The sequence below is a fragment of the Streptomyces sp. NPDC026500 genome (assembly GCF_055567635.1).
Map to the genome: position 1 here is coordinate 1 of NZ_JBVHQB010000015.1, position 22728 is coordinate 22728.

General features: G+C 71.0%; 16 protein-coding genes. 4 read left to right on the top strand and 12 right to left on the bottom strand.

Going from position 1 to position 22728, the window contains the following annotated elements:
• Nucleotides 1-318 precede the first annotated feature (318 nt).
• The 3 genes from ACZ4N5_RS25655 to thyX all read right to left on the bottom strand — a co-directional run bounded on the left by ACZ4N5_RS25655 (nt 319) and on the right by thyX (nt 4010).
• Nucleotides 319-2004: a ribonuclease J gene (locus ACZ4N5_RS25655; RefSeq protein ID WP_467759410.1), complete on the bottom strand. Its 1686-nt coding sequence runs from the start codon at nt 2002-2004 to the stop codon at nt 319-321.
• A 154-nt stretch (nt 2005-2158) separates the two neighbouring features.
• The gene (gene dapA / locus ACZ4N5_RS25660; protein WP_467759411.1) at nt 2159-3058 is read right to left on the bottom strand and encodes a 4-hydroxy-tetrahydrodipicolinate synthase; all 900 of its coding nucleotides are present in this window, start codon (nt 3056-3058) and stop codon (nt 2159-2161) included.
• A 211-nt stretch (nt 3059-3269) separates the two neighbouring features.
• Nucleotides 3270-4010: an FAD-dependent thymidylate synthase gene (gene thyX, locus ACZ4N5_RS25665; protein WP_467759412.1), complete on the bottom strand. Its 741-nt coding sequence runs from the start codon at nt 4008-4010 to the stop codon at nt 3270-3272.
• Between the two features lie 243 nt (nt 4011-4253).
• Between thyX and ACZ4N5_RS25670 the strand changes: the two genes are divergently transcribed.
• Both ACZ4N5_RS25670 and ACZ4N5_RS25675 read left to right on the top strand, forming a co-directional pair.
• Entirely contained in the window at nt 4254-4493 is a 240-nt protein-coding gene (locus ACZ4N5_RS25670; RefSeq protein WP_467759413.1) for a hypothetical protein, read from the top strand.
• Nucleotides 4494-4583: 90 nt separating this feature from the next.
• A complete protein-coding gene (locus tag ACZ4N5_RS25675; protein WP_467759414.1) occupies nt 4584-5141 on the top strand; it encodes a hypothetical protein in 558 nt (185 codons plus the stop codon).
• Between the two features lie 326 nt (nt 5142-5467).
• Here ACZ4N5_RS25675 and ACZ4N5_RS25680 read toward each other — a convergent pair whose 3' ends face one another.
• The 5 genes from ACZ4N5_RS25680 to rpsO all read right to left on the bottom strand — a co-directional run bounded on the left by ACZ4N5_RS25680 (nt 5468) and on the right by rpsO (nt 10974).
• Nucleotides 5468-5920, bottom strand: coding sequence for a tetratricopeptide repeat protein (locus tag ACZ4N5_RS25680; protein WP_261709629.1), 453 nt, complete (start codon nt 5918-5920; stop codon nt 5468-5470).
• A gap of 32 nt (nt 5921-5952) precedes the next feature.
• On the bottom strand, nt 5953-6705 hold the full coding sequence (gene dapB, locus ACZ4N5_RS25685) for a 4-hydroxy-tetrahydrodipicolinate reductase (RefSeq protein ID WP_467759415.1): 753 nt from the start codon (nt 6703-6705) through the stop codon (nt 5953-5955).
• Nucleotides 6706-6731: 26 nt separating this feature from the next.
• Nucleotides 6732-8111: a M16 family metallopeptidase gene (locus ACZ4N5_RS25690; protein ID WP_467759416.1), complete on the bottom strand. Its 1380-nt coding sequence runs from the start codon at nt 8109-8111 to the stop codon at nt 6732-6734.
• On the bottom strand, nt 8108-10324 hold the full coding sequence (locus tag ACZ4N5_RS25695; RefSeq protein ID WP_467759417.1) for a polyribonucleotide nucleotidyltransferase: 2217 nt from the start codon (nt 10322-10324) through the stop codon (nt 8108-8110). The genes ACZ4N5_RS25690 and ACZ4N5_RS25695 overlap by 4 nt, the downstream gene beginning before the upstream one ends.
• 362 nt (nt 10325-10686) lie before the next feature.
• Nucleotides 10687-10974, bottom strand: a complete 288-nt coding sequence (gene rpsO, locus ACZ4N5_RS25700) for a 30S ribosomal protein S15 (RefSeq protein WP_261709633.1) — start codon at nt 10972-10974, stop codon at nt 10687-10689.
• Between the two features lie 264 nt (nt 10975-11238).
• Between rpsO and ACZ4N5_RS25705 the strand changes: the two genes are divergently transcribed.
• Both ACZ4N5_RS25705 and ACZ4N5_RS25710 read left to right on the top strand, forming a co-directional pair.
• A complete protein-coding gene (locus ACZ4N5_RS25705) occupies nt 11239-11535 on the top strand; it encodes a DUF397 domain-containing protein (protein ID WP_467759418.1) in 297 nt (98 codons plus the stop codon).
• Between the two features lie 553 nt (nt 11536-12088).
• Nucleotides 12089-16039 carry an SCO5717 family growth-regulating ATPase gene (locus tag ACZ4N5_RS25710; RefSeq protein WP_467759419.1) on the top strand — a complete coding sequence of 1317 codons (3951 nt, stop codon included), beginning with the start codon at nt 12089-12091 and terminating at the stop codon, nt 16037-16039.
• A gap of 121 nt (nt 16040-16160) precedes the next feature.
• Here ACZ4N5_RS25710 and ACZ4N5_RS25715 read toward each other — a convergent pair whose 3' ends face one another.
• From ACZ4N5_RS25715 to rbfA, 4 genes are all read right to left on the bottom strand, one after another.
• On the bottom strand, nt 16161-17114 hold the full coding sequence (locus ACZ4N5_RS25715) for a bifunctional riboflavin kinase/FAD synthetase (RefSeq protein ID WP_467759420.1): 954 nt from the start codon (nt 17112-17114) through the stop codon (nt 16161-16163).
• A 159-nt stretch (nt 17115-17273) separates the two neighbouring features.
• A complete protein-coding gene (locus tag ACZ4N5_RS25720) occupies nt 17274-21098 on the bottom strand; it encodes a serine protease (RefSeq protein WP_467759421.1) in 3825 nt (1274 codons plus the stop codon).
• A gap of 271 nt (nt 21099-21369) precedes the next feature.
• Complete coding sequence (gene truB / locus ACZ4N5_RS25725) at nt 21370-22275, bottom strand: tRNA pseudouridine(55) synthase TruB (RefSeq protein ID WP_467759422.1); 906 nt, start codon at nt 22273-22275, stop codon at nt 21370-21372.
• Nucleotides 22272-22721, bottom strand: a complete 450-nt coding sequence (gene rbfA, locus ACZ4N5_RS25730; RefSeq protein WP_467759423.1) for a 30S ribosome-binding factor RbfA — start codon at nt 22719-22721, stop codon at nt 22272-22274. The genes truB and rbfA overlap by 4 nt, the downstream gene beginning before the upstream one ends.
• Nucleotides 22722-22728 lie beyond the last annotated feature (7 nt).

Here is a 22728-nt window from a genome sequence, read left to right on the forward strand (position 1 = left end):
GACCGTTTCCGTATCCGATTTCCTCGGTGCTTTCCAGGTTCCCGCTTCCGCGTTTCCCTTTCCGGCGAGTCCGACTCTATCAGAACCTTTCGGGCTTGATTTCCTCGGTGCTTTCCAGGTAATCCGCTTTCGCGTTTCCCTTTCCAGCGGCTCCGACTTTATCAGATTCTCTGAGTCGGAATTCCCGCCCCGTTCGGGGACTGGTTCCGGAGCACGAAGCTTCCGGGTTCCCGTTCAGGCGGAGACGTAAACGTACTGGAGCGGAGCGCCACGACGCAAATCGAGGTGCTCCGCTCCAGGTTGGGGCTTTGCCGGGGGTCAGACCTCGACGACGACCGGGAGGATCATCGGGCGCCGGCGGTAGGTGTCGGACACCCACTTGCCCAGCGTGCGGCGGATGAGTTGCTGCAGCTGGTGGGGCTCGACCACGCCGTCCTGGGCCGACCGTTCCAGGACTTCCGTGATCTTCGGGATGACATCGACGAAGACGGAGTCGTCGATGCCGGAACCGCGTGCCTGCACGTGCGGGCCGGCCGTGAGCTTGCCGGTGCTGGCGTCCATCACCACGAAGACCGAGATGATGCCCTCGTCGCCGAGGATCTTGCGGTCCTTGAGCGCGGGCTCACCGACGTCACCGACCGAGAGTCCGTCGACGTAGACGTACCCCGCCTGGACCTTGCCGGAGATCTTCGCCTTGCCCTCGATCAGGTCGACGACGACGCCGTCCTCGGCGATCACGATGCGGTCGTGCGGGACGCCGGTGAGGGCGCCGAGCTCGGCGTTGGCGCGCAGGTGACGCCATTCGCCGTGGACCGGCATCAGGTTGCGCGGCTTGCAGATGTTGTAGAAGTACAGCAGCTCGCCCGCGGAGGCGTGGCCGGAGACGTGCACCTTGGCGTTGCCCTTGTGGACGACGTTCGCGCCCCAGCGGGTCAGGCCGTTGATGACGCGGTAGACCGCGTTCTCGTTGCCCGGGATCAGCGAGGACGCCAGGATCACCGTGTCGCCCTGGACGATCCGGATCTGGTGGTCGCGGTTCGCCATCCGGGAGAGGGCGGCCATCGGCTCACCCTGAGAGCCCGTACAGACAAGGACGATCTCGTGGTCCGGAAGGTCGTCGAGCGTCTTGACGTCGACCACCAGGCCCGGCGGAACCTTCAGATAGCCGAGGTCCCGTGCGATGCCCATGTTGCGGACCATCGAACGGCCGACGAAGGCGACCCTGCGGCCGTACTCGTGGGCGGTGTCGAGGATCTGCTGAATGCGGTGGACGTGGCTCGCGAAGCTCGCCACGATGATCCGCTTGCTGGCGCCGGCGAAGACCTGGCGCAGCACGTTCGAGATGTCGCGCTCGGGCGGGACGAAACCCGGGACCTCGGCGTTCGTGGAGTCCGAGAGAAGGAGGTCGATGCCCTCCTCGCTCAGCCGGGCGAACGCGTGCAGGTCCGTGAGGCGGCCGTCCAGCGGGAGCTGGTCCATCTTGAAGTCGCCGGTGTGGACGACCATGCCCGCGGGGGTGCGGATGGCGACCGCGAGGGCGTCCGGGATGGAGTGGTTGACCGCGACGAACTCGCAGTCGAAGGGGCCGATGCGCTCGCGGTGGCCCTCGGCCACTTCGAGTGTGTAGGGCCGGATGCGGTGCTCCTGGAGCTTCGCCTCGATGAGGGCGAGGGTCAGCTTGGAGCCGATCAGCGGGATGTCCGGCTTCTCGCGCAGGAGGAACGGGACGCCGCCGATGTGGTCCTCGTGGCCGTGCGTGAGCACGATGCCCTCGATGTCGTCGAGGCGGTCCCTGATGGACGTGAAGTCCGGCAGGATCAGGTCGATTCCGGGCTGCTCCTCCTCGGGGAAGAGCACTCCGCAGTCGACGATCAGCAGACGGCCTCCGTACTCGAAGACCGTCATGTTCCGGCCGATTTCGCCGAGACCGCCGAGCGGGGTGACCCGGAGGCCGCCCTTCGGGAGGACCGGCGGTGCGCCGAGTTCAGGATGCGGATGACTCAAAAGACTCTCCTCACCACGCGCGCCACGTACCTGGCAAGGCACGTGGCGCGCGTGACGTTCGTGCAGTAGCTGTTGTGTGTGGGGTGCAGACCGCCGGGTCTGCGGGTCGTGCGTATTCAGTTGTGTCGTACGTATTCGGTTGTGAAGTCTGTGGCTAGAGCTCTACCCCGCCGGCGCCAAGATCGATCTTGAGCTGGGTGGTCTCCTCGGGCGACAGTTCGACCATCGGGGCGCGCAGCGGACCGGCGGGCAGGCCCTGGAGGGCGAGCGCGGCCTTGGTCGTCATGACGCCCTGGGTGCGGAACATGCCGGTGAAGACGGGGAGCAGCTGCTGGTGGATCTCGGTGGCCTTCTGGACGTCGCCCGAGAGGTACGCGTCGAGCATCGCGCGCAGTTCCGGGGTGACGACGTGGCCGACTACGGAGACGAAGCCCACCGCGCCGACCGAGAGCAGCGGAAGGTTCAGCATGTCGTCGCCGGAGTACCAGGCGAGGCCGGAGCGGGCGATGGCCCAGCTGGCCCGGCCGAGGTCTCCCTTGGCGTCCTTGTTCGCGACGATACGCGGGTGCTCGGCGAGCCGCACCAGAGTTTCGGTGTTGATCGGGACGCCGCTGCGGCCGGGGATGTCGTAGAGCATGACCGGCAGTTCGGTCGCGTCGGCGATGGCCGAGAAGTGCCGGTACAGGCCCTCTTGCGGGGGCTTGTTGTAGTACGGCGTCACGGTGAGCAGGCCGTGCGCGCCGGTCTTCTCGGCGTCGCGGGCCAGCTCGATGCTGTGGCGGGTGTCGTTCGTGCCGACGCCGGCGACGATGTGGGCACGGTCGCCCACCGCCTCCAGCACCGCGCGTACGAGATCCGATTTCTCCGCGTTGCTGGTGGTCGGGGACTCACCGGTGGTGCCGTTGATGATCAGGCCGTCGTTGCCTGCGTCCACCAAGTGGGTGGCGAGCCGCTGAGCGCCGTCGAGGTCGAGCCCGCCGTCCGCCGTGAAGGGCGTGACCATGGCGGTGAGGACCCGCCCGAAGGGGGTCTGCGGAGTGGAGGTCGGAGCCATGGGTAACACGCTACTCGCTGCTCAACGCGTGGTCTGCCCTCGGGGGACACGACAAAGCATGACAAAGGTGGAACCCGGCACTGCCTGCTCGGGGGTTCAAGCAGTGCCGGGTCCGTTTGATCAGGCTAGATGAACTTCGCGAAATGCCGCAATACGGACACTTCGCTCGGCTGATCCGTACATCTGTGCCGGACCGGTGCGCGGGGGCGTGTTACGGCGCCACGCGCCCGTTGGCGTTGTAGGCCGCGTGTGTGAGCGGCATGAGTTTGGCCCACTCCGCCTCCATCTTCTCGCCGACCATCTCGATCTCCCGCTGGGGGAAGGAGGGGACCTTGGCGAGCTCGTGCTGGGTGCGCAGACCGAGGAAGTGCATCAGGGAACGCGCGTTGCACGTGGCGTACATCGAGGAGAAGAGACCGACCGGGAGGACGGCGCGGGCGACCTCGCGGGCCACACCGGCGGCGAGCATCTCCTGGTAGGCCGCGTAGGCCTGGCGGTAGGAGTCCTCCATGACGCGGCCCGTGAGCTCCTGCTGCGCCTGCGTGCCCTCGACGAAGACGTACTTGCCGGGGCGGCCCTCCTGGACCAGTTTGCGGGAGGCGTCCGGGACGTAGAAGACCGGCTCCAGCTCCCTGTAGCGACCGGATTCCTCGTTGTACGACCAGCCCACGCGGTGCCTCATGAACTCGCGGAAGACGAAGATCGGGGCGCTGATGAAGAAGGTCATGGAGTTGTGCTCGAAGGGGCTGCCGTGCCGGTCCCGCATCAGGTAGTTGATCAGGCCCTTGGAGCGCTCCGGGTCCTTCTGCAGCTCTTCCAGCGACTGCTCCCCGGCGGTGGAGACCCGGGCGGCGAACAGCACGTCGGCGTCGGAGGCCGTGTGCTTGATCAGCTCGACGGTGACATCGCTGCGGAAGCTGGGCTTGAGGTCGTCGGCTGGGGTGTCGGTCACGTGCGGAGGGTCCTTCCCATTGCTGGCTCGGGCGGCGACCACTCTACGGCCCGGCACTGACAACGGGGCGTTCGGTACCGTGCCGCGACATTAGGCGCCGAACTTCTGCGAATTCGGTGATTCTGGGCACCTCTTGGGGCATTCGGCCGTCTGTATGAGTGAGACTGACACGTTCGAGCAGTTCGAGTCACTTGTCACCGGATCACCGGAACCGCGCGAGCCCACAGAGGAGAAGCACCGCCCATGTTCCGTCGGCGCGAGCCCGTCCCGTTCGCCTTCATCGCCGAAGCCGACCAGTTCCGCAGCAATGTCACTCCCCCGCCCCGCGAGCGGTCCTCCGCCGGGCAGATAGCCGGCCGGTGGCTCATCGGCCTCACCGTGATCGCCGGGATCGCCGGGTCCCTGATCCTCGGAATGCCCGCCCTGTCACAGGATCGGTCACCTGCGCAGACACAGCGTTCCGAGGCGTCGGACGGCCGCTGACTCTTCCGGACCCCCAAGGGTGGTGAGCCGGCAACCGGCTCGATAACCTCACCGGGCACAGCCCATGCGTGGATTGAGTGAGGATCAGTCGTGCCCCTGCCCTTTCTGACGGCGGACCGCGCCTTTGACGAGGCGGCCGAGGATGTCGCGCTGCCCTTCGACGACCGCGACCGCTGGCGGCGCCCCTACCGGCCCGGCCCCTGGCGGGTGGGCGCGGCCGCGCTCGTCCTGCTGCTCGCCTCGTACGTGCTCGTCGCGGCCGTGATAATCGCCCTCGCCGGGACGCTGCCCGGCGCCGCGGCCTGTATGGCCGGCGCGACCGTGGTCATACTGTGCGCGCTCCGGCTGCTGCGCATGGGGGTGTGGGTCAGCGCCCGAGGGCTGCGCCGGGTGGGCTTCTTCGTCACGCACACGACTCCCTGGGAGCAGGTCGTGGCGGTGCGCACGGTGCAGCAGCCGGTGCGCTGGCTGGGGCTCCCGCGCACGGTTCAGGGCCAGGCCCTGATGCTCGTACGCGGGGACCGCGCGCCCGGAGACGTTCCGCCGCTGATGACCACGCACAACGCCGACTTCCTGGCACGTACCGAGGCCTTCGACCGCGCGGCGGACGTCGTCGAGGTGTGGGCCGACGAGTACCGGCGGGTCTGAGCCACTCGCTCCCGGGGCCGCGTCGGGCCTCGGTTCCGCGTCGGGCCTCGGTTCCGCGTCAAGCCTCGGCTTCGCGTCAAGCCTCGGTTCCGCGTCAGGCCTCGGCTTCGCGTGCGACCCCGACTCCGCGTGCGGCCCCGGCTCCGCGCATGGCGGGATCACCGACCCGCCCCCGGACAGGAGCGTCAGCAGTGTCCGCTCCGCGCATCCCCCGGCGCCGGCACGGCGGACGGCGCCCCGCCTCGGCGGAACCGGCCAGACGGCTGTTGTACGACGATGGGGCCGGCCCGCGGTGCGCGGGCCGGCCCCATCGTCGTACAACCTGATCAGGCCTCCAGAGACCGGCCCTCGTGCAGGGCGATGGCCCGCTGCATGGCCTTGCGGGCGCGCGGGGTGTCCCGGGCGTCGTGGTAGGCGACAGCGAGGCGGAACCAGTTGCGCCAGTCGTCCGGGGCGTCCTCGGTCTCGGCCTTGCGGCGGGCGAAGACCTCGTCGGCCGAGTCACGGTCGATGCGTCCGCCCTCGGTGCGCCGCAGCTCGTCGACGGGCAGTCCGCCCTCGGCGTCGAGCACGGCGGAGAGCCGGTTGGCCTTACGAACGAACTGCGTGTTCATCCACAGGAACCAGACGCCGATGACCGGCAGGATGAGCACCGCGACACCGAAGGTGACGGTGATCAGGGTGCCGTTCTGGATGAGCAGCACGCCCCGGCTGCCGACCAGGACGAAATAGACGACCAGGACGGCGGCCGTGATGGCATAGGTGATCTTCGCGCGCATGTCTGCCGGCTAACTGTTGTACGTTCCCCGGCTCAGCCGAGGTCCAGGAAGTGTTCCAGGCCGAAGGTGAGGCCCGGGGTGGTCACCACGCGGCGGGCGCCGAGCAGGATGCCCGGCATGAAGCTGCTGTGGTGGAGGGAGTCGTGGCGGATGGTCAGGGTCTCGCCCTCGCCGCCCAGCAGGACCTCCTGGTGGGCGAGGAGGCCGCGCAGCCGGACCGAGTGCACGGGGACACCGTCGACGTCGGCGCCACGGGCGCCGTCCAGGGCGGTCACCGTGGCGTCGGGCTGCGGGGCGCTGCCCGCGCGCTCCCGGGCCGCGGCGATGAGCTGAGCGGTGCGCGTGGCGGTGCCGCTGGGGGCGTCCACCTTGTTCGGGTGGTGCAACTCGACGACCTCGACGGACTCGAAGTACGGCGCGGCGATCTCGGCGAACTTCATCGTCAGCACCGCCCCGATGGAGAAGTTGGGCGCGATGAGCACACCGGTCTCCGGGGATGCGGCCAACGATGTGCCGAGCTGCGCGAGGCGCTCCTCGGTCCAGCCGGTCGTCCCGACCACGGCGTGGATGCCGTGCCGGACGCAGAAGTCGAGGTTGCCCATCACCGAGGCCGGAGTGGTCAGCTCGACCACGACCTGGGTACCCGCTTCGACGAGCGTCTCCAGCTTGTCGCCGCGGCCCAGCGCGGCCACCAGCTCCATGTCCTCGGCGGCCTCGACGGCTCGTACCGCCTCGGCTCCGATCCGGCCCTTGGCACCGAGGACCGCCACGCGCAGCTTGCTCATTGCTTCGTTCCTTACCGAGACGGGATTTACGCGACCGCGTCGTGCAGACGGGACGCCTGCTTGTCCTTGACCGGGCCGATGACCGCCAGCGAGGGCCGCTGTCCCAGGACGTCCCGGGCGATCGAGCGGACCTCGTCCGGAGTGACCGACGCTATCCGGGCCAGCATGTCGTCGACCGACATCTGCTCGCCCCAGCACAGCTCACTCTTGCCGATCCGGTTCATCAGCGCGCCGGTGTCCTCCAGGCCGAGGACCGTGGAGCCCTGGAGCTGGCCGATGGCGCGGCCGATCTCGTCGTCCGAGAGGCCGTGTTCGGCGACCTGGTCGAGCTCGTCGCGGCAGAGCTTGAGAACGTCGTGGACCTGGCTCGGGCGGCAGCCCGCGTAGACGCCGAAGAGGCCGCAGTCGGCGAAGCCCGAGGTGTACGAGTACACGCTGTAGGCCAGGCCGCGCTTCTCACGGACCTCCTGGAACAGGCGCGAGGACATGCCCCCGCCCAGGGCGGTGTTCAGGACGCCGAGAGCCCAGCGGCGCTCGTCGGTACGGGCCAGGCCCGGCATGCCGAGGACGACATGGGCCTGCTCGGTCTTGCGGCCGAGCAGTTCGACGCGGCCCGCGGTACGGATGCTGCGCCGGCCGTCGCGCGGGGCGATGGGGGCCGCCTCGGCGTTCTTGAATGCGCCCGCCTTCTCGAAGGCGGCGCGGACCTGGCGTACGACCTTGTTGTGGTCGACGTTGCCCGCGCAGGCCACGACGAGGTGCGTCGGGTCGTAGTGCTTCTTGTAGAAGCGGCGGATGCGGTCCGCGGTGAGGGCGTTGACCGTGTTGACCGTTCCGAGGACCGGGCGGCCGAGGGGGGTGTCGCCGAGCATGGTGTGCGCGAACAGGTCGTGCACGCAGTCGCCCGGGTCGTCCTCGGTCATCGCGATCTCTTCGAGGATGGCGCCGCGTTCGACGTTGACGTCGTCCTCGAGGATGAGCGAGCCGGTCAGCATGTCGCAGACGACGTCGATCGCGAGCGGCAGGTCGGTGTCGAGCACGCGTGCGTAGTAGCACGTGTACTCCTTGGCCGTGAACGCGTTCATCTCGCCGCCGACGGCGTCGATCGCCGAGGAGATGTCCAGGGCGGACCTGCGGTTCGTGCCCTTGAAGAGCAGGTGCTCCAGGTAGTGCGTTGCGCCGTTCAGGGTCGGCGTCTCGTCGCGGGAGCCCACGTGCGCCCAGATGCCGAACGTGGCGGAGCGCACGGAGGGGAGCGTCTCGGTGACGATGCGCAGGCCGCCGGGCAGGGTGGTCTTGCGGACCGTACCGATGCCGTTCGCTCCCTTGATGAGGGTTTGGGTACGGGCGACGGCCCGCGCCTCCGAAGAGGTGCGGGCCGTCGTCGTGGAGCTACTCGACGTCACTGGTCGGTGTCGTCCTTCTTCTCATCGTCGCCTTCGCCCTCGACCACGGGGATCAGGGAGAGCTTGCCGCGGGAGTCGATCTCGGCGATCTCGACCTGGACCTTGGAACCCACGGCCAGGACGTCCTCGACGTTCTCCACGCGCTTGCCGCCGGCGAGCTTGCGGATCTGCGAGATGTGCAGCAGTCCGTCCTTGCCCGGGAGCAGCGACACGAACGCACCGAACGTCGTCGTCTTCACGACGGTGCCCAGGTAGCGCTCGCCGACCTCCGGCATGGTCGGGTTGGCGATCGCGTTGATCGTGGCGCGCGCGGCCTCGGCCTGCGAGCCCTGGGCGGCACCGATGTAGATGGTGCCGTCGTCCTCGATCGTGATGTCGGCGCCGGTGTCCTCCTGGATCTGGTTGATCATCTTGCCCTTGGGGCCGATGACCTCACCGATCTTGTCCACGGGGATCTTGACGGTGATGATCCGCGGGGCGTTCGGGGACATCTCGTCCGGCGTGTCGATCGCTTCCATCATCACGTCGAGGATGTGGAGGCGGGCGTCGCGGGCCTGCTTGAGGGCCGCGGCCAGGACGGAGGCGGGGATGCCGTCCAGCTTGGTGTCGAGCTGGAGGGCGGTCACGAACTCCTTGGTGCCGGCGACCTTGAAGTCCATGTCACCGAAAGCGTCCTCCGCACCGAGGATGTCGGTGAGGGCGACGTAGTGCGTCTGGCCGTCGATCTCCTGGGAGATCAGACCCATGGCGATACCCGCGACGGCGGCCTTGAGCGGCACACCGGCGTTGAGCAGCGACATGGTCGAGGCGCAGACCGAGCCCATGGACGTCGAGCCGTTGGAGCCGAGGGCCTCGGACACCTGACGGATCGCGTAGGGGAACTCCTCGCGGGTCGGCAGGACCGGCACGATCGCGCGCTCGGCGAGCGCGCCGTGGCCGATCTCGCGGCGCTTCGGGGAGCCGACGCGGCCCGTCTCACCGACGGAGTACGGCGGGAAGTTGTAGTTGTGCATGTAGCGCTTGCGGGTCACCGGGGAGAGGGTGTCCAGCTGCTGCTCCATGCGGAGCATGTTGAGGGTGGTGACGCCCAGGATCTGGGTCTCGCCACGCTCGAACAGCGCCGAGCCGTGCACGCGCGGGATGGCCTCGACCTCGGCGGCCAGCGTACGGATGTCCGTGACGCCGCGGCCGTCGATGCGGATCTTGTCCTTGATGACGCGCTCGCGGACCAGCTTCTTGGTGAGCGAGCGGTACGCGGCGGAGATCTCCTTCTCGCGACCCTCGAACTGCGGGAGCAGCTTCTCGGCGGCGATCTCCTTGACGCGGTCCAGCTCGGCCTCGCGGTCCTGCTTGCCGGCGATGGTGAGCGCCTGGGCGAGCTCGCTCGTGACCGCGGCGCTGAGAGCCTCGAAGACGTCGTCCTGGTAGTCCAGGAAGATCGGGAACTCACCGGTCGGCTTGGCGGCCTTGGCGGCGAGGTCCGACTGCGCCTTGCACAGGACCTTGATGAAGGGCTTCGCGGCGTCGAGGCCGGCGGCCACGACCTCCTCGGTCGGCGCCTCGGCGCCACCCTGGACGAGCTGGATCGTCTTGTCGGTGGCCTCGGCCTCGACCATCATGATCGCGACGTCGCCGTCCTCCAGGACGCGACCGGCGACGACCATGTCGAAGACGGCGTCCTCGAGCTCGGTGTGCGTCGGGAACGCGACCCACTGGCCGTTGATCAGCGCGACGCGGACGCCGCCGACCGGGCCGGAGAAGGGCAGACCGGCCAGCTGCGTGGACGCGGAGGCGGCGTTGATCGCCACGACGTCGTACAGGTGGTCGGGGTTGAGCGCCATGATCGTGGCGACGACCTGGATCTCGTTGCGAAGGCCCTTCTTGAAGGACGGACGCAGCGGGCGGTCGATCAGACGGCAGGTGAGGATGGCGTCCTCGGAGGGACGGCCCTCACGGCGGAAGAAGCTGCCGGGGATCTTGCCCGCGGCGTACATCCGCTCCTCGACGTCCACCGTCAGGGGGAAGAAGTCGAGCTGGTCCTTGGGCTTCTTGGACGCGGTGGTCGCCGACAGCACCATGGTGTCGTCGTCCAGGTACGCGACGGCGGAGCCGGCGGCCTGCCTGGCCAGACGGCCCGTCTCGAAGCGGATGGTGCGGGTGCCGAAGGAACCGTTGTCGATAACGGCCTCGGCGTAGTGGGTCTCGTTCTCCACTAGCGTTTTCTCCTCGTCTTCGTCCCGTCCTGCCCGTGTGGCAGGGGGACGGTGGCGGAGAAGCGCTCCTTCTGGTGCTGGCCGGTCTTCGATCGAAGCACCCGGGGCTCTTTCGCCCGGGGGCCACTACCGAGGACCGGCGGCGGCGAGGCGCGCTTCTCCTCGTTCGTTGTCGTGACATGCCCTACCCGGCGGGTGGGGCGCCGTCACGCTGTGTTCGTACGTGCGGTTTCCTGCGTATTGCGTTGTGCTACCACACTACAAAGCGTCGGTGACACTCCGCACGTAGAGAGCACGTGCGGCAGCACATACAGCAAAAGGAGCGGCTCCCAAGAAGTGGGAACCGCTCCCTTCACGGCGTCTTACTTGGCGCCCGCCGCACCGCGGCGGATGCCCAGGCGTTCGACCAGCGCACGGAAGCGCTGGATGTCCTTCTTGGCCAGGTACTGCAGCAGACGGCGACGCTGACCGACCAGGATCAGAAGACCACGACGGGAGTGGTGGTCGTGCTTGTGGGCCTTGAGGTGCTCGGTCAGGTCCGAGATCCGGCGCGAGAGCATCGCAACCTGGACCTCGGGGGAGCCGGTGTCGCCCTCCTTCTGACCGAACTCGGTGATGATCTGCTTCTTCGTAGCGGCGTCGAGCGACACGCGTACTCCTCGTAGTCTCATGTCTGCCACCGAGTGCCCCTGGTCCACTTCTCAGGGGAGCTTCCGTAACTCGGGAGGCGGGGATCCGCTGGGCGCGGCCTCCAGAGCAGCGCTCCGGGGGTGCGTACACAAACGGCCGTTACACAGGGTACCAGCCTGGCCGGATCCGTCTGTCCGGGTCTTCGAACCTTCCCGGAAGCCACGGACCAGGCCACTAGGGTGACGGCAGAGGTCATTCGTACGTGGGGAAGGGGCCGGCGGAACATGGCCGAGGAAGCGGAGAACGACGTCAAGGCGCGCAAGGAGCGGGAGAAGGACGAGCTCTACGCCCTCGACATCTCGGGCGTCGCATGGCAGAGCGCGCCGGGCACGGAGGAGCACGAGGAGCGGGTCGAGATCGCGTATCTGCCCGGGGGCGCGGTGGCCATGCGCTCGTCGCTGGACCCGGGGACGGTCCTGCGGTACACGGAGGCGGAGTGGCGGGCCTTCGTGCTGGGTGCCCGGGACGGCGAATTCGACCTGGAGCCGGCGCCGCAGACGGGCGGTCTGGAGACGGAGTAGCCGGTCGTCCGCCGACGAGATGGCCGGTGGTCCGCCGGCGGAGTAGCCGGTCGGCCCGCGGCCCGTCGGACGAGGGTCTGCCGACGAGCCATGTGGATCGACGGGAATCGCGGGCCGTCGGAAACCGAGGGGCCGACGCGGAGAGGTGTCCGTGGCGGCCCTTTTGTCTGCCCACCTCAAGGTCCGTACATGGGAGACAAGTGGCCGTCGGGCAAGCATTCATGGGGCAAGTGGCCATCCCGGTGCCATTGTTTGTCCGCTTTCGGGGTCAATAGTGAGCGTGCGTACGCCACTTCTGGGCAGGGTGTGCCGTAACGGGCTGCCGCGGTGAGGTGGACAGGCCTGCCCTGCGGACAGTCATGGTGATTAGGCTGGGACGGGGCGCGACGCCTGAACCCGTGGACGGGTGGCGCGCGTTACCCGGGGAGCCGGTCAATTCGGACGACCTCGTACGGACTTCGGGCGGCCTCGGTCGTCCGTGAACGTCAACGGACGACAAGTAGACGGTCGCCCCGGCACGACTTGAGGGTGCTCGACCACACCAGGAGGAATTGTGAACAGCGATCGGGACGGGATCCGCGGGGGCTGGGCGACGCCCGGCGATGACCAGTCCGACGCCGAGTCCGCCGTCGAGACGACGGGCGAGTTCACCATCGACTACGCGCCGCCCGCCTGGTACACGCAGAACGCCTCGGGCGGTGCCGGGGATTCGGGGAGCACGGGCGACTCGCACGGAGCGGGCGATTCGGGGGACTCGGAAGGCCCGGAGAAGCCGGAGGAGTCGGAGGAGCCGGAGGACTTGGCAGCTGCGGGCGCCTCGACGACTTCGGAGAGCCCGATGGACTCGGGTGATCCGGCGGCTTCGGACGTTCCGGCGGCTGCCGCCGCCGGCTCGGCGCCCGTGGCCGGCCCCGAGGCGGTCCGGCCGGCCGTCGCGCAACCCCTCGTCGCGCAGCCTCAGGCTCCGGCCGTGGCGCCCGTCGTGGACGCCGGTGGCGCGACTGCTCTGCCGAACCTTCCCGTGGGTGGGTTCCAGGCGCCGTGGACGCCCACCGATCTCCCGGCTCCCGTCGCCGAGCCGGTCGCGCCGAACGCCGCTCCACTCGCCTCTTCCGACTCCGTTTCCGCTTCCGCTTCCGCTTCCGCTTCCGACGAACCGGATTCCGGGAGCGGGGACCTGGAAAGCGGCGCGACCATGCGGTTCTCCGCTGTCGCGCTGAAGCGTGAGATCGCGGAACGGGCGGTCGCCGAGGCCACGGAGTCCGAGGACGCGGTCGCGGATGCTCCCGTGACCGCGGTCGGCTCCGAGAATGAGGGAGCGGAGGCCGAGGGCGACAGCGAGTCCGGCGCCGAAGACGGCGGCCGGGGCAACGGCGGTGTGGTGGAGGACGAGGACGAGACCGAGGCCCCGAACGCGCCCGTAGCCGCGGTCGGACCTGAGGCCGTGGTCGAACCTGAGGCCGTGGTCGAACCTGACGCCGTGGTCGAACCTGACGCCTTGGTCCAGCCCGGCTCCTTGGTCCAGTCCGAACACGTGGTCCAGTCCGAGCAGATGGCACAGCTCCAGCCCGTGGCCGCGCGCGAGCCCGAGCCCGTCGTCGATCCCGTGCTCGCCTACCAGTCCCTGGAGGCCGCCTCTCAGCGCGCGAGCGTGACCGACGTACCGGTGGCGGACCAAGCCGTCACGTCCGACGACGCCGTCGTCGCCTCGCCGGGTGCCGAGTCCGACGAGGAACCGAGCGCTGCCTCCGCCGAAGTCGAGGGCGAGGTCGCCGAGGTCGTGGAGTCGCGCTCCACGGACGACGAGGTCGGCACGGACAGCGATGCCCCCGTGGCCGACGGGTTCCAGCCGCAGGACGACTCCTTCCAGGACAGCGAGCCCCAGGACGCGGTGCCCGTGGTCCGGCCGGAGGAGCCCGCGGGTGTGCAGGACACGCCCCCCGCCTGGGCTCCGCCACCGCTCCCGCAGGGTGGACTGCCGCCCTTGCCGCCCGCCTACCAGCCCGCGGCACCCGCACCGGCCCCGCAGTGGCCCGCCTCCATGGAGCCCGCACCGGCCGCGCAGGACCGGGTGCCGCAGCAGGCACCATTGCCGCAGCAGCCGCCGTCCGCACCGGCGCCGGGCCGGCCCTTCCAGCCCCCCGCGCCCGCACCCTCACCGGGCCGGCCCTTCCACCATCCGGCGGCACAATCGCCCGCCCCCGGCCAGCCCTTCCAGCCCCCCGCGCCCGGCCAGCCCTTCCAGCCTCCGGCGCCGCAGCCCGTGTCGTCGGCGTGGCCCTCTCCTGGTGCGCCCGCAACTGCGGGTTCGCCGCAGGGACCCGCGCCCGTACAGCCGGCCGGATTCGAGAACGCCGTGCCGGCTCCGCCGCAGGCCCAGCCCTCGGTACCGCCGGCGTCGGTACCGCCGGCCCCGGCAGCCGAGGCGCCCGCAGCGGCTCCGCCGCAGCAGGGGAGTTACGGGTTCCGCCAGTCCGGCGCCCCGGACCAGGCATCCGCCCCGCAGGGCAGCTACGGCTTCCCGCAGCCCGGGACGCCCGCCCCGGCCCCGGCGGCCCCGCCCGCCCAAGCCCCGGGATACGGGTTCCCGCAGCAAGACACCCCGCCCCAGGACCAGCAGCCGGCCCTGCCTGCCGCCCCGCAGGCTCCCGGCTACGGGTTCCCGCAGCAGAACGCTCCCGCCCCGGGGCAGCAGCCACCCGTCCCGCCCGCTCCGGGATACGGGTTCCCGCAGCAGAACACCGCGCCCCAGGACCAGCAGCCACCCGTCCAGCCCGCTCCCGGCTACGGGTTCCCGCAACAGAACACCCCGCCCCAGGACCAGCAGCCGGCCCAGCCTGCCGCCCCGCAGGCTCCCGGCTACGGGTTCCCGCAGCCCGGCACGCCCATGGCTGTGCCGGACGCCGGGCCGCCGCACGCCCCGGCTCCCGGTCCCGTCCCTCAGCAGGGCTACGGATTCCCGCAGCCGGCGGCCAACTCGGCCGCCCCGCAGCCCGGTTACGACCTGGCGCAGCCGCACCAGCAGCCCCCGGCCCCGGGACAGGCGGCCCCGCCGTATCCGGCGCCGGACCAGGCGCAGAGCCCGCAGCCGCAGCCTCCGCACCAGCCGGGCCTCCCTCCCGTACAGCAGCAGCCCGCCGCCCCTGTCGACCCGCGGACCGGTACCGCCTGGCCGCAGCCCGTGCGGCACGATCAGCGGCAGCCGACCAATCCCGGTGCGGCCCCGCTCGGGTACACCGCGGCGGTGGAGCTCTCTTCCGACCGGCTGCTCAACAACAAGAGGCAGAAGGCCAAGAGCGGTCGTCCGGCCGCCGCGTCGTCGCGCTTCAAGCTGGGCGGGAAGAAGGAAGAGGCCGAGCGGCAGCGGAAGTTGGAGCTGATCCGGACTCCGGTGCTCTCCTGCTACCGGATCGCCGTCATCAGCCTCAAGGGCGGTGTCGGCAAGACGACCACGACCACCGCGCTCGGTTCCACGCTCGCCACCGAACGGCAGGACAAGATCCTCGCCATCGACGCCAACCCGGACGCCGGTACGCTCGGCCGCCGGGTGCGTCGCGAGACCGGCGCCACCATTCGTGACCTCGTGCAGGCGATCCCGTACATCAACTCGTACATGGACATCCGGCGGTTCACCTCCCAGGCGCCCTCCGGACTGGAGATCATCGCCAACGACGTCGACCCGGCCGTGTCCACGACCTTCAACGACGAGGACTACCGCCGCGCGATCGACGTCCTGGGCAAGCAGTACCCGATCATCCTGACCGACTCCGGTACGGGTCTGCTGTACAGCGCCATGCGCGGGGTGCTCGACCTCGCCGACCAGCTCATCATCATCTCGACGCCGTCGGTGGACGGGGCGAGCAGTGCCAGTACGACGCTGGACTGGCTCTCGGCGCACGGGTACGCGGACCTCGTCTCGCGGTCCATCACCGTCATCTCCGGAGTGCGCGACACCGGCAAGATGATCAAGGTGGAGGACATCGTCAGCCACTTCGAGACACGCTGCCGCGGTGTCGTGGTCGTGCCGTTCGACGAGCATCTGTCCGCGGGCGCCGAGGTCGACCTCGACATGATGCGCCCCAAGGTGCGGGAGGCGTACTTCAACCTCTCCGCGATGGTCGCCGAGGACATCGCGCGGCACCAGCAGTCGCACGGGCTGTGGACGAACGACGGCAACCCGCCGCCGGTGGCCGCGCCGCCGATGCCGGGCCAGTACGTGCCCGGGCAGCAGGTTCCCGGCCAGTACGTTCCGGGGCAGCAGGTTCCGGGACAGCCCGCGCCCGGTCAGGCTCCGCAGCAGCCCCAGCCCGGCCAGCCCTACGCCCAGCCGGGACAGCCCTACCCGCAGCAGCCGGGACAGGCCTACCCGCAGGCACCGGGACAGGGCTACCCGCAGGCGCAGCCGCCTCAGCCGGGTCAGCAGTTCCAGCCCGGACAACCCTACGAGCCGTACCAGCCGAACCCGGGGCAGACCCCGCCGCCTCCGGCGCCCCCTCAGCAGTAACGCGATCGGCCCCGTCGAGGGGCCGATTCCCGCTCGGGCCCGCACCGTTCACGGACGGTGCGGGCTTTCGCGTACCGGGGATCGCCGCTGATCGACAGCGGGACTGACGGACCGAGGGGGACTATTCCCCGTCATACGCCTCGATCAGTGCCAGCGAGCGCTTCACATCGTCGGTGATGGCTTCCAGCAGTGCCTCGATGGAGTCGAAGCGGGCCTGGCCGCGGACGAAGGCGAGGAAGTCGACGGCGACGTGCAGGCCGTAGAGGTCGAGGCCGACGCGGTCGATGGCGTACGCCTCCACCGTGCGCTCGGTGCCGTCGAACTGGGGGTTCGTGCCGACGGAGATCGCGGCGGGCATCGCCTCGCCCTGCGCGTGCAGCCAGCCGGCGTAGACGCCGTCGGCCGGGATCGCGGTGTGCGGGAGGGTCTCGACGTTCGCCGTGGGGAAGCCGAGCTCGCGGCCCCGCTGGGCACCGCGGACGACGATGCCCTCGACGCGGTGCGGCCGCCCGAGGATCTCGCGAGCGCCCTCGACATCTCCCTCGGCGACGAGGCGCCGGGTGAGAGTCGAGGAGAACGGCTCGCCGCCGCCCGCCTCGCCGGACACATGGAGGTCCACGACCTCGACCTCGAAGTCGTACGTCTCCCCCTGCTCGCGCAGGAAGTCGACGTTGCCCGCGGCCTTGTGGCCGAAGCGGAAGTTGGGGCCCTCGACGACGGCCTTGGCGTGCAGCTTGTCGACCAGCACCTTCACCACGAAGTCGGCGGGCGACAGCTTCGAGAACTCGGTGGTGAACGGCAGGATGAGCAGGGCGTCCACGCCCAGTTCGGCCATCAGTTCGGCGCGGCGATGGTGCGGGGCGAGCAGCGGGGGGTGGCTGCCGGGGCGGACCACCTCGCTGGGGTGCGGGTCGAAGGTGACCACGACGGAGGGGACGCCCAGTTCACGGGCGCGGTCCACGGCATGCCGGATGATCAGCTGGTGTCCGCGGTGCACCCCGTCGTAGGAACCGATGGTGACGACGCTGCGCCCCCAGTCCTCGGGGATGTCCTCCAAGCCACGCCAGCGCTGCACTGTGACCGCTCCTTGTCGAACCCGTGTCCGTGATTGCCTTATTCGCAGCTCTAAGGGTGCCATGCCGTGTGCTCTCGGCTTGCATCGGCATCGGGCTGTGACCGATCGCTCAGCGCCGCGGCCGCGGTGTGCGGTGCGGAGTGCCGCGCGCGGGCCCCTTCAGATGGGAACCCTGGCCCCTGCCAGGTTGTCGATCATGCGGCGCGTGCTGGGGTCGACCATGGCGGACCACTCCCCGGGGGTATCGGTCAGCCAGCGCGCGACCGGGGTGGCGAAGCCCGGGAAGCGCCGGGCCAGGTCGACCAGAGCTCGGTCAAAGCAGGTGGCCCCGGCCGGTGTGCGGACGAGGAGAAGGCCGACGCGGTTCACCAGTTCGCGGGTGGGCTCCTCGCCTCGCCGGTCGAGGCCGTCGGCGGCGGCCCTCAGGACGGTGACGAGAACGACCGGATCCCGCTCGTGCGCCAGCAGCAGATCGAGCAGCTCACGCCGCAGCGGGGCCGACTCCTTGTCTCCCGGCGTCGCGAGGACCTGGGCGAGCGCCGTCCGCACCGGCGCGCCACAGCCCTCCAACAGACCGCTGACCAGGGGAAACAGTACTGTCTGGGCGGTGCTCCCGCGGTCGAGGCGCCGGTCCACGTACGCCGCCATGTACGCGGCGGCTCCGGGGCACAGTTCCACGGTCTCCTGCACCAGCGCGGCGATTCGGCGGGCCGACGCCGACGCGGTGACGTCGGCGAGGGAGCTCAGCAGCTCGGCCGTGTCGGGGCCGAGCCGCCGCAGCCGGTCGCGGAAAGCGGTGAGCACGGGCTCGGGATGGGTGGCGAGTGCGGCGGCCAACGCGCTCGGGGGCAGCCGTGGGTCGCCGACCGCGAAGCGCTCCACGGCTTGCGGCAGGTGGAGAGCACGCGTGAGCGGATCCCGTACGAGGATGCCGAGCGCCCCGCCATGCAGTGTGCGGTCGGCGGGACGGGCGAGCAGAGCGAGAGCGGCGTGCCGCAGCAGCTCGCGGTCGGCCGGGGTCCCCGCGAAGGGCGCCGCCCGCAGCCCGTACGCGACCGCGGCCACGCGCCGCACCGGCTGTTCGTCCTGCGCCCACCGGTCCACCGCCCGGCACACGGGCGACGGCTCCTCCTCGGCCAGCACGGCCAGCAGCTCGTCGCCCCGCGGGTGTGCGCAGGCCACCAGGGACTCGGCCAGATCGTCCGGCGCCCGCCGCCGGTGCGCGTACAGCAGCGCCTGCGCGGCCGTCGCCACGGTCGCGTCCGGCGTCGCGGGCAGCGACCGCTCGTCCTCGAACCAGCGCGTGAGGTGGCGCTGTACGGCGGTGGGGTCGGCCTTGAGGAGACGGGAGACGGTGTCGAGACAGCGCGGGACGGCGGATGCCTCGCCGGGGTCCGGGGGTTCGGTCGCCGGGGCCCGGCGGGGGTCGGCGACCACCAGGCGCCTGAGCAGGTCGAAGCGTTCCGCGTCCGGTACGGGCAGTGCCACCCAGAACGCCGGACCGAACTCCTCCGGCACGGCCCTGCCCTGCTGCCGCCACGCCACGATCCGCTCGGTGAGCAGCCGCAGCACGCCGATGTACGGGGTCGCGTCGGGCACCCGGAGCAGGACGGTGGTGCAGAGGCGAGTGGCCCACCAGAGGGGGTCGCCCAGCGGGGCCCTGTGCGCGACGCCGGGCTGGGCGCCGTGCGGGGCGCCGGACGGGGCTGCGCCGTGCGGGGCGGTGAGGCGGTCCGGGGCCTCGGGCAGCAGACCGTCGACCGCGTGGACGAGATCCTCCAGGCGGAGGGTCAGTTCGGCGGTGCCCTGTTGACGGGCCAGCAGGAGCATGGTCTCGATGACGGGGCCGATCCTGTGGCGTGGGACGGGAACGGTGTCCGCCCCGGAGTCGGGCGTCGCGGAGTCAGGCCCTGTGGACCGGGCGCGGCGGGCGTGCCGACGGCCGGGCACGGTGGTCCCCGTACGCCCGGGGCGGTTGTCGGGTGCGGCGGGCCTGCCGTGGACCAGGCTGTGCAGTGCCGCGTCCAGGTCGAGGTGGGTGCCCTGGATCCAGTCGGCGAGCTCTTCGTGGGCGAAGCGGTAACCGTCGCCGACCGGGACGAGGAGTCCCTCGGTGAGAACGGCGGGCGCCCAGCCGGTGATGCCGGCGAGGCGTCCCGGGGCGGGGCCCCAGGGAAAGACGGCTTCGAAGGACTCCCGGTGCAGTTGGCCCTGCCCGGGTCCCAGACAGCCTCGGGCGGCTTCGTGCACCTGGCCGCAGACCCGGGCGGCGAGTCGGCGCACGGCGGTGCCGCGCAACCCGTTCGCCGCGGCGAGCCGGACCGCGACGCGCAGGCACATCAGGTCGAGGTGGGCGGCGAACACGTCGTCGCGGTCGAGCCGTTCGGCCGGTAGGTCCACCGGCGCGGCCCGTACCTCGGAGAGCAGCCGCAGCACCAGGGGATGGCGGGCGTCGGCCGGCACGAGGGTGCCCTCCGGAATCCCGGCACGCGACCGGGCCCGCCGGGCCTCCTCCTCGGTCAGATCGCCGAGCCGCACACAGGCGGGCAGGCCGTCGGCGTCGGCCTCCGGCGAGGGCTGCCCACCCGGGTACGCCGACGGCCGGTGCAGCAGCTCCGCCGGAAATTCCGCCCCCGCCCGTTCCCAGTACTCCGCCCGGCAGCCGACCACGAGTCGTGTGCCGGTCTCCGTCAGCCAGGCGGCCGTTCCCTCGGTCCAGGCGGGGAGCCGGTGGGCGAGCTCGGGTGGCATCTCCTCGGGGCCGTCGAGAAGGAGCAGCAGCGGCCGGGTGGTGGAGCGCGCCAGCCGGGCCAGCCGGTCCGGACCGATGTCGCCCAGTTCGCCGCCGTAGCCCTCGGGGGGCAGCACACCCTCGTCCGCGGACCGCGGCGCGGCCTCCGCCCCGGTCGCCCCGGGGCTCTGCCGGGACGCGGCCACGATCCGCCCGGCGCGCTCCAGGGCGCGCGTCGCCGCGTCCGCCACCGAGGTGTCGTCGGCGCGGAGGTCGGCGCCGCGCAGCCACAGGGTGGGTGCCGGTTCGGGGCCCCGCAGGCGGCGGGCGGCGGTGGCGGCCAGTTCCGTCGTACGGCCGCTGCCGGGCGGGCCGACGAGCCCGAGGACGACGGCCGGGCCGCTCTCGAACGCCGCGAACTCCCTGATGACATCGACCCGTTCGACGATTCCGGGGTCCGTGCCCGCGGCCCCGGACGGGACCGGTGGGCGGGGTCCGTCCGAGCCCACCGAGGTCGCGGTGAGTTCCAGGGCGCCCGCGAGATTCAGATCGGCGCCGTACGCGGGCACGGTCGCCGCGTTGCGGGCCAGCAGGTCGGCGAGCGGCCCCGGGGTACCCCGAAGGGGGACGGCGAAGCCGGGCGCCCGATGGCCCGCCGGAGTCTCCCCCGGCCCGGTGCCGTCCGGGGTCCGGGGACGCAGGGCGGTGCCGACGACCGCCACCACGGCGCCGGTGCCGACGTCGAGGACCGGTCCCCCGGCCGCTCCGCCGCCCGGCCGCAGCGCGTCCGCGCCCGCCGTGCCGATCGCCAACTCCAGTGCGCCGCACAGGAGATGGCTGCGGCCGGTGGCGGGGTACGTCACGGCGGAGGAACCAAGCACCCGCGCCTCGCGCCAGCCGCCCGCCGCGATCCGGACGTACGTACCGGTCGCGACGCGGTCCCGCACGGTGACGGGGAGCGGGCCGAGGCCGAGACCTTCGGTGCGTACGAGGGCCAGACCGACGTCGGGCAGCGGCGTGACGGCGTCGGCGGTCACGACACAGGTGCGGTCGCCGGGGGCGTGCAGGACGAGTCGTTCCAGGCCGTCGACGGCCTCGTGGCCGGTGATCACGGTGCCGTGATGGTCGGCCGCGAATCCCGTGCCGCGTGGACGGCCCGCCAGGTCGCAGACGCGTACGAGGACCTCGTCCCCCGTCTGTCCGGCGCCGTCCGCCGCCTCTTCGTTCCCGGTCCGCGGGCCTCGCGCCGCCATACTCGAACCTCCCCGCCGCGCTCCTTCTCCGAAGGTAGGGGGCGAGGTGATCAGCGGGACAGATCGTGGGGCGAACGCGCCCCCTTCTACTCCCTCGGTTCACTCCGAGCGCCTGCCCGATGGGGTGAATACGCGAGGTCGGATGGATATACACCCTTGGGTGGGGGAGCCGAGGGGGGACCGTGGAGCGGCGGGCACGAGACCCCGTGATCGCCGCTCCACGGTCGGAGCGTCCACCCGGCCGCCGCGCCGGACGTGCGCGCGGGGAACCTCAGCCGAAGACGGCCAGGCTCTTCGCCTTGCCCTTCTGCTCCTCGACCAGCGCGAGGAACTGGCCCTCGGGGTCGAAGACCGCCACGGTGCCCTTGCCCGCGTACTCGTCGGGCATGTCGAGCCGGACGCCGTTCAGCAGCAGCCCGGCCCGCCTGGTGTCCACGTCCCAGCGCGGGAACGCGGCCGCGGCCGCCTCCGCGATCGGCATCACCGTCAGCTCCTCCTGGAGCTGGTCGAGGGTGCGCGCGGAGTCCAGCTTGTAGGGGCCGACGCGGGTGCGGCGCAGGGCGGTGAGGTGACCGCCGACGCCCAGGTCCGCGCCGAGGTCGCGGGCGATCGCCCGGATGTACGTCCCGGACGAGCAGACGACGGAGACGACCAGGTCGAGCACCGGGGTGCCGTCCTCGGCGACCGCGTCACGGATGTCGTACACCGCGAACGACGAGATGGTCACCGGGCGGGCCGGGATCTCGAATTCCTCGCCCTCGCGCGCCCTCTTGTAGGAGCGCACGCCCTTGATCTTGATGGCGCTGACCTTGGACGGCACCTGCATGATGGCGCCGGTCAGCTTGGCGACCCCGGCGTCGATCGCGTCGCGTTTCACGCCGGAGGCGTCCGTCGAGGAGGTGATGTCGCCCTCGGCGTCGTCGGTCAGCGTGTTCTGGCCGAGCCGGATCGTGCCTAGGTACTCCTTCTCGGTGAGCGCGAGGTGCCCGAGGAGCTTGGTGGCCTTCTCGACCCCGAGGACGAGCACACCCGTCGCCATGGGGTCGAGGGTGCCCGCGTGGCCGACCCGGCGCGTCCTGGCGATACCGCGCATCTTGGCGACCACGTCGTGCGAAGTGAAGCCCGACGGCTTGTCGACAATGACAAGCCCGTCGGGCGTGCTGGGCTTCTGCGTCATTCCGCCGCGTCGTCCTCGTCGTCCTCGCCCGGCTTCTTGTACGGGTCCGCGTCACCCGCGAAGGACGCGCCGGCCGAGACCTCGCGCACCTTCTCGTCCGAGGCCCGTGCCTTGTCGAGCAGGTCCTCGATGGTCTTGGCGGTGTCCGGCAGGGCGTCCGCGACGAACGTCAGCGACGGCGTGAACTTCACGCCCGCCGCCGCGCCGACGGCCGAGCGGAGCACGCCCTTGGCGCTCTCCAAGCCCGCGGCCGCCTCGGCACGCTGCTCGTCGTCCCCGTACACCGTGTAGAAGACGGTGGCCTCCCGGAGGTCCCCGGTGACCCGGGTGTCCGTGATGGTGACGTGAGTGCCGAGCCGCGGGTCCTTGATCCCGCGCTGCAGCTTCTTGGCCACCACCTCTCGGATGAGGTCCGCCAGCCTCTTCGCCCGCGCGTTGTCGGCCACTGGTCCG

What these genes read in the sequence shown, in the direction of transcription:
- dapA (WP_467759411.1), bottom strand. Translation starts at nt 3,058, where the DNA reads ATGGCTCCGACCTCCACTCCGCAGACCCCCTTCGGGCGGGTCCTCACC.
- truB (WP_467759422.1), bottom strand. Translation starts at nt 22,275, where the DNA reads ATGACGCAGAAGCCCAGCACGCCCGACGGGCTTGTCATTGTCGACAAG.
- ACZ4N5_RS25705 (WP_467759418.1), top strand. Translation starts at nt 11,239, where the DNA reads ATGGCCGAGGAAGCGGAGAACGACGTCAAGGCGCGCAAGGAGCGGGAG.
- dapB (WP_467759415.1), bottom strand. Translation starts at nt 6,705, where the DNA reads ATGAGCAAGCTGCGCGTGGCGGTCCTCGGTGCCAAGGGCCGGATCGGA.
- ACZ4N5_RS25680 (WP_261709629.1), bottom strand. Translation starts at nt 5,920, where the DNA reads ATGCGCGCGAAGATCACCTATGCCATCACGGCCGCCGTCCTGGTCGTC.
- ACZ4N5_RS25670 (WP_467759413.1), top strand. Translation starts at nt 4,254, where the DNA reads ATGTTCCGTCGGCGCGAGCCCGTCCCGTTCGCCTTCATCGCCGAAGCC.
- ACZ4N5_RS25720 (WP_467759421.1), bottom strand. Translation starts at nt 21,098, where the DNA reads ATGGCGGCGCGAGGCCCGCGGACCGGGAACGAAGAGGCGGCGGACGGC.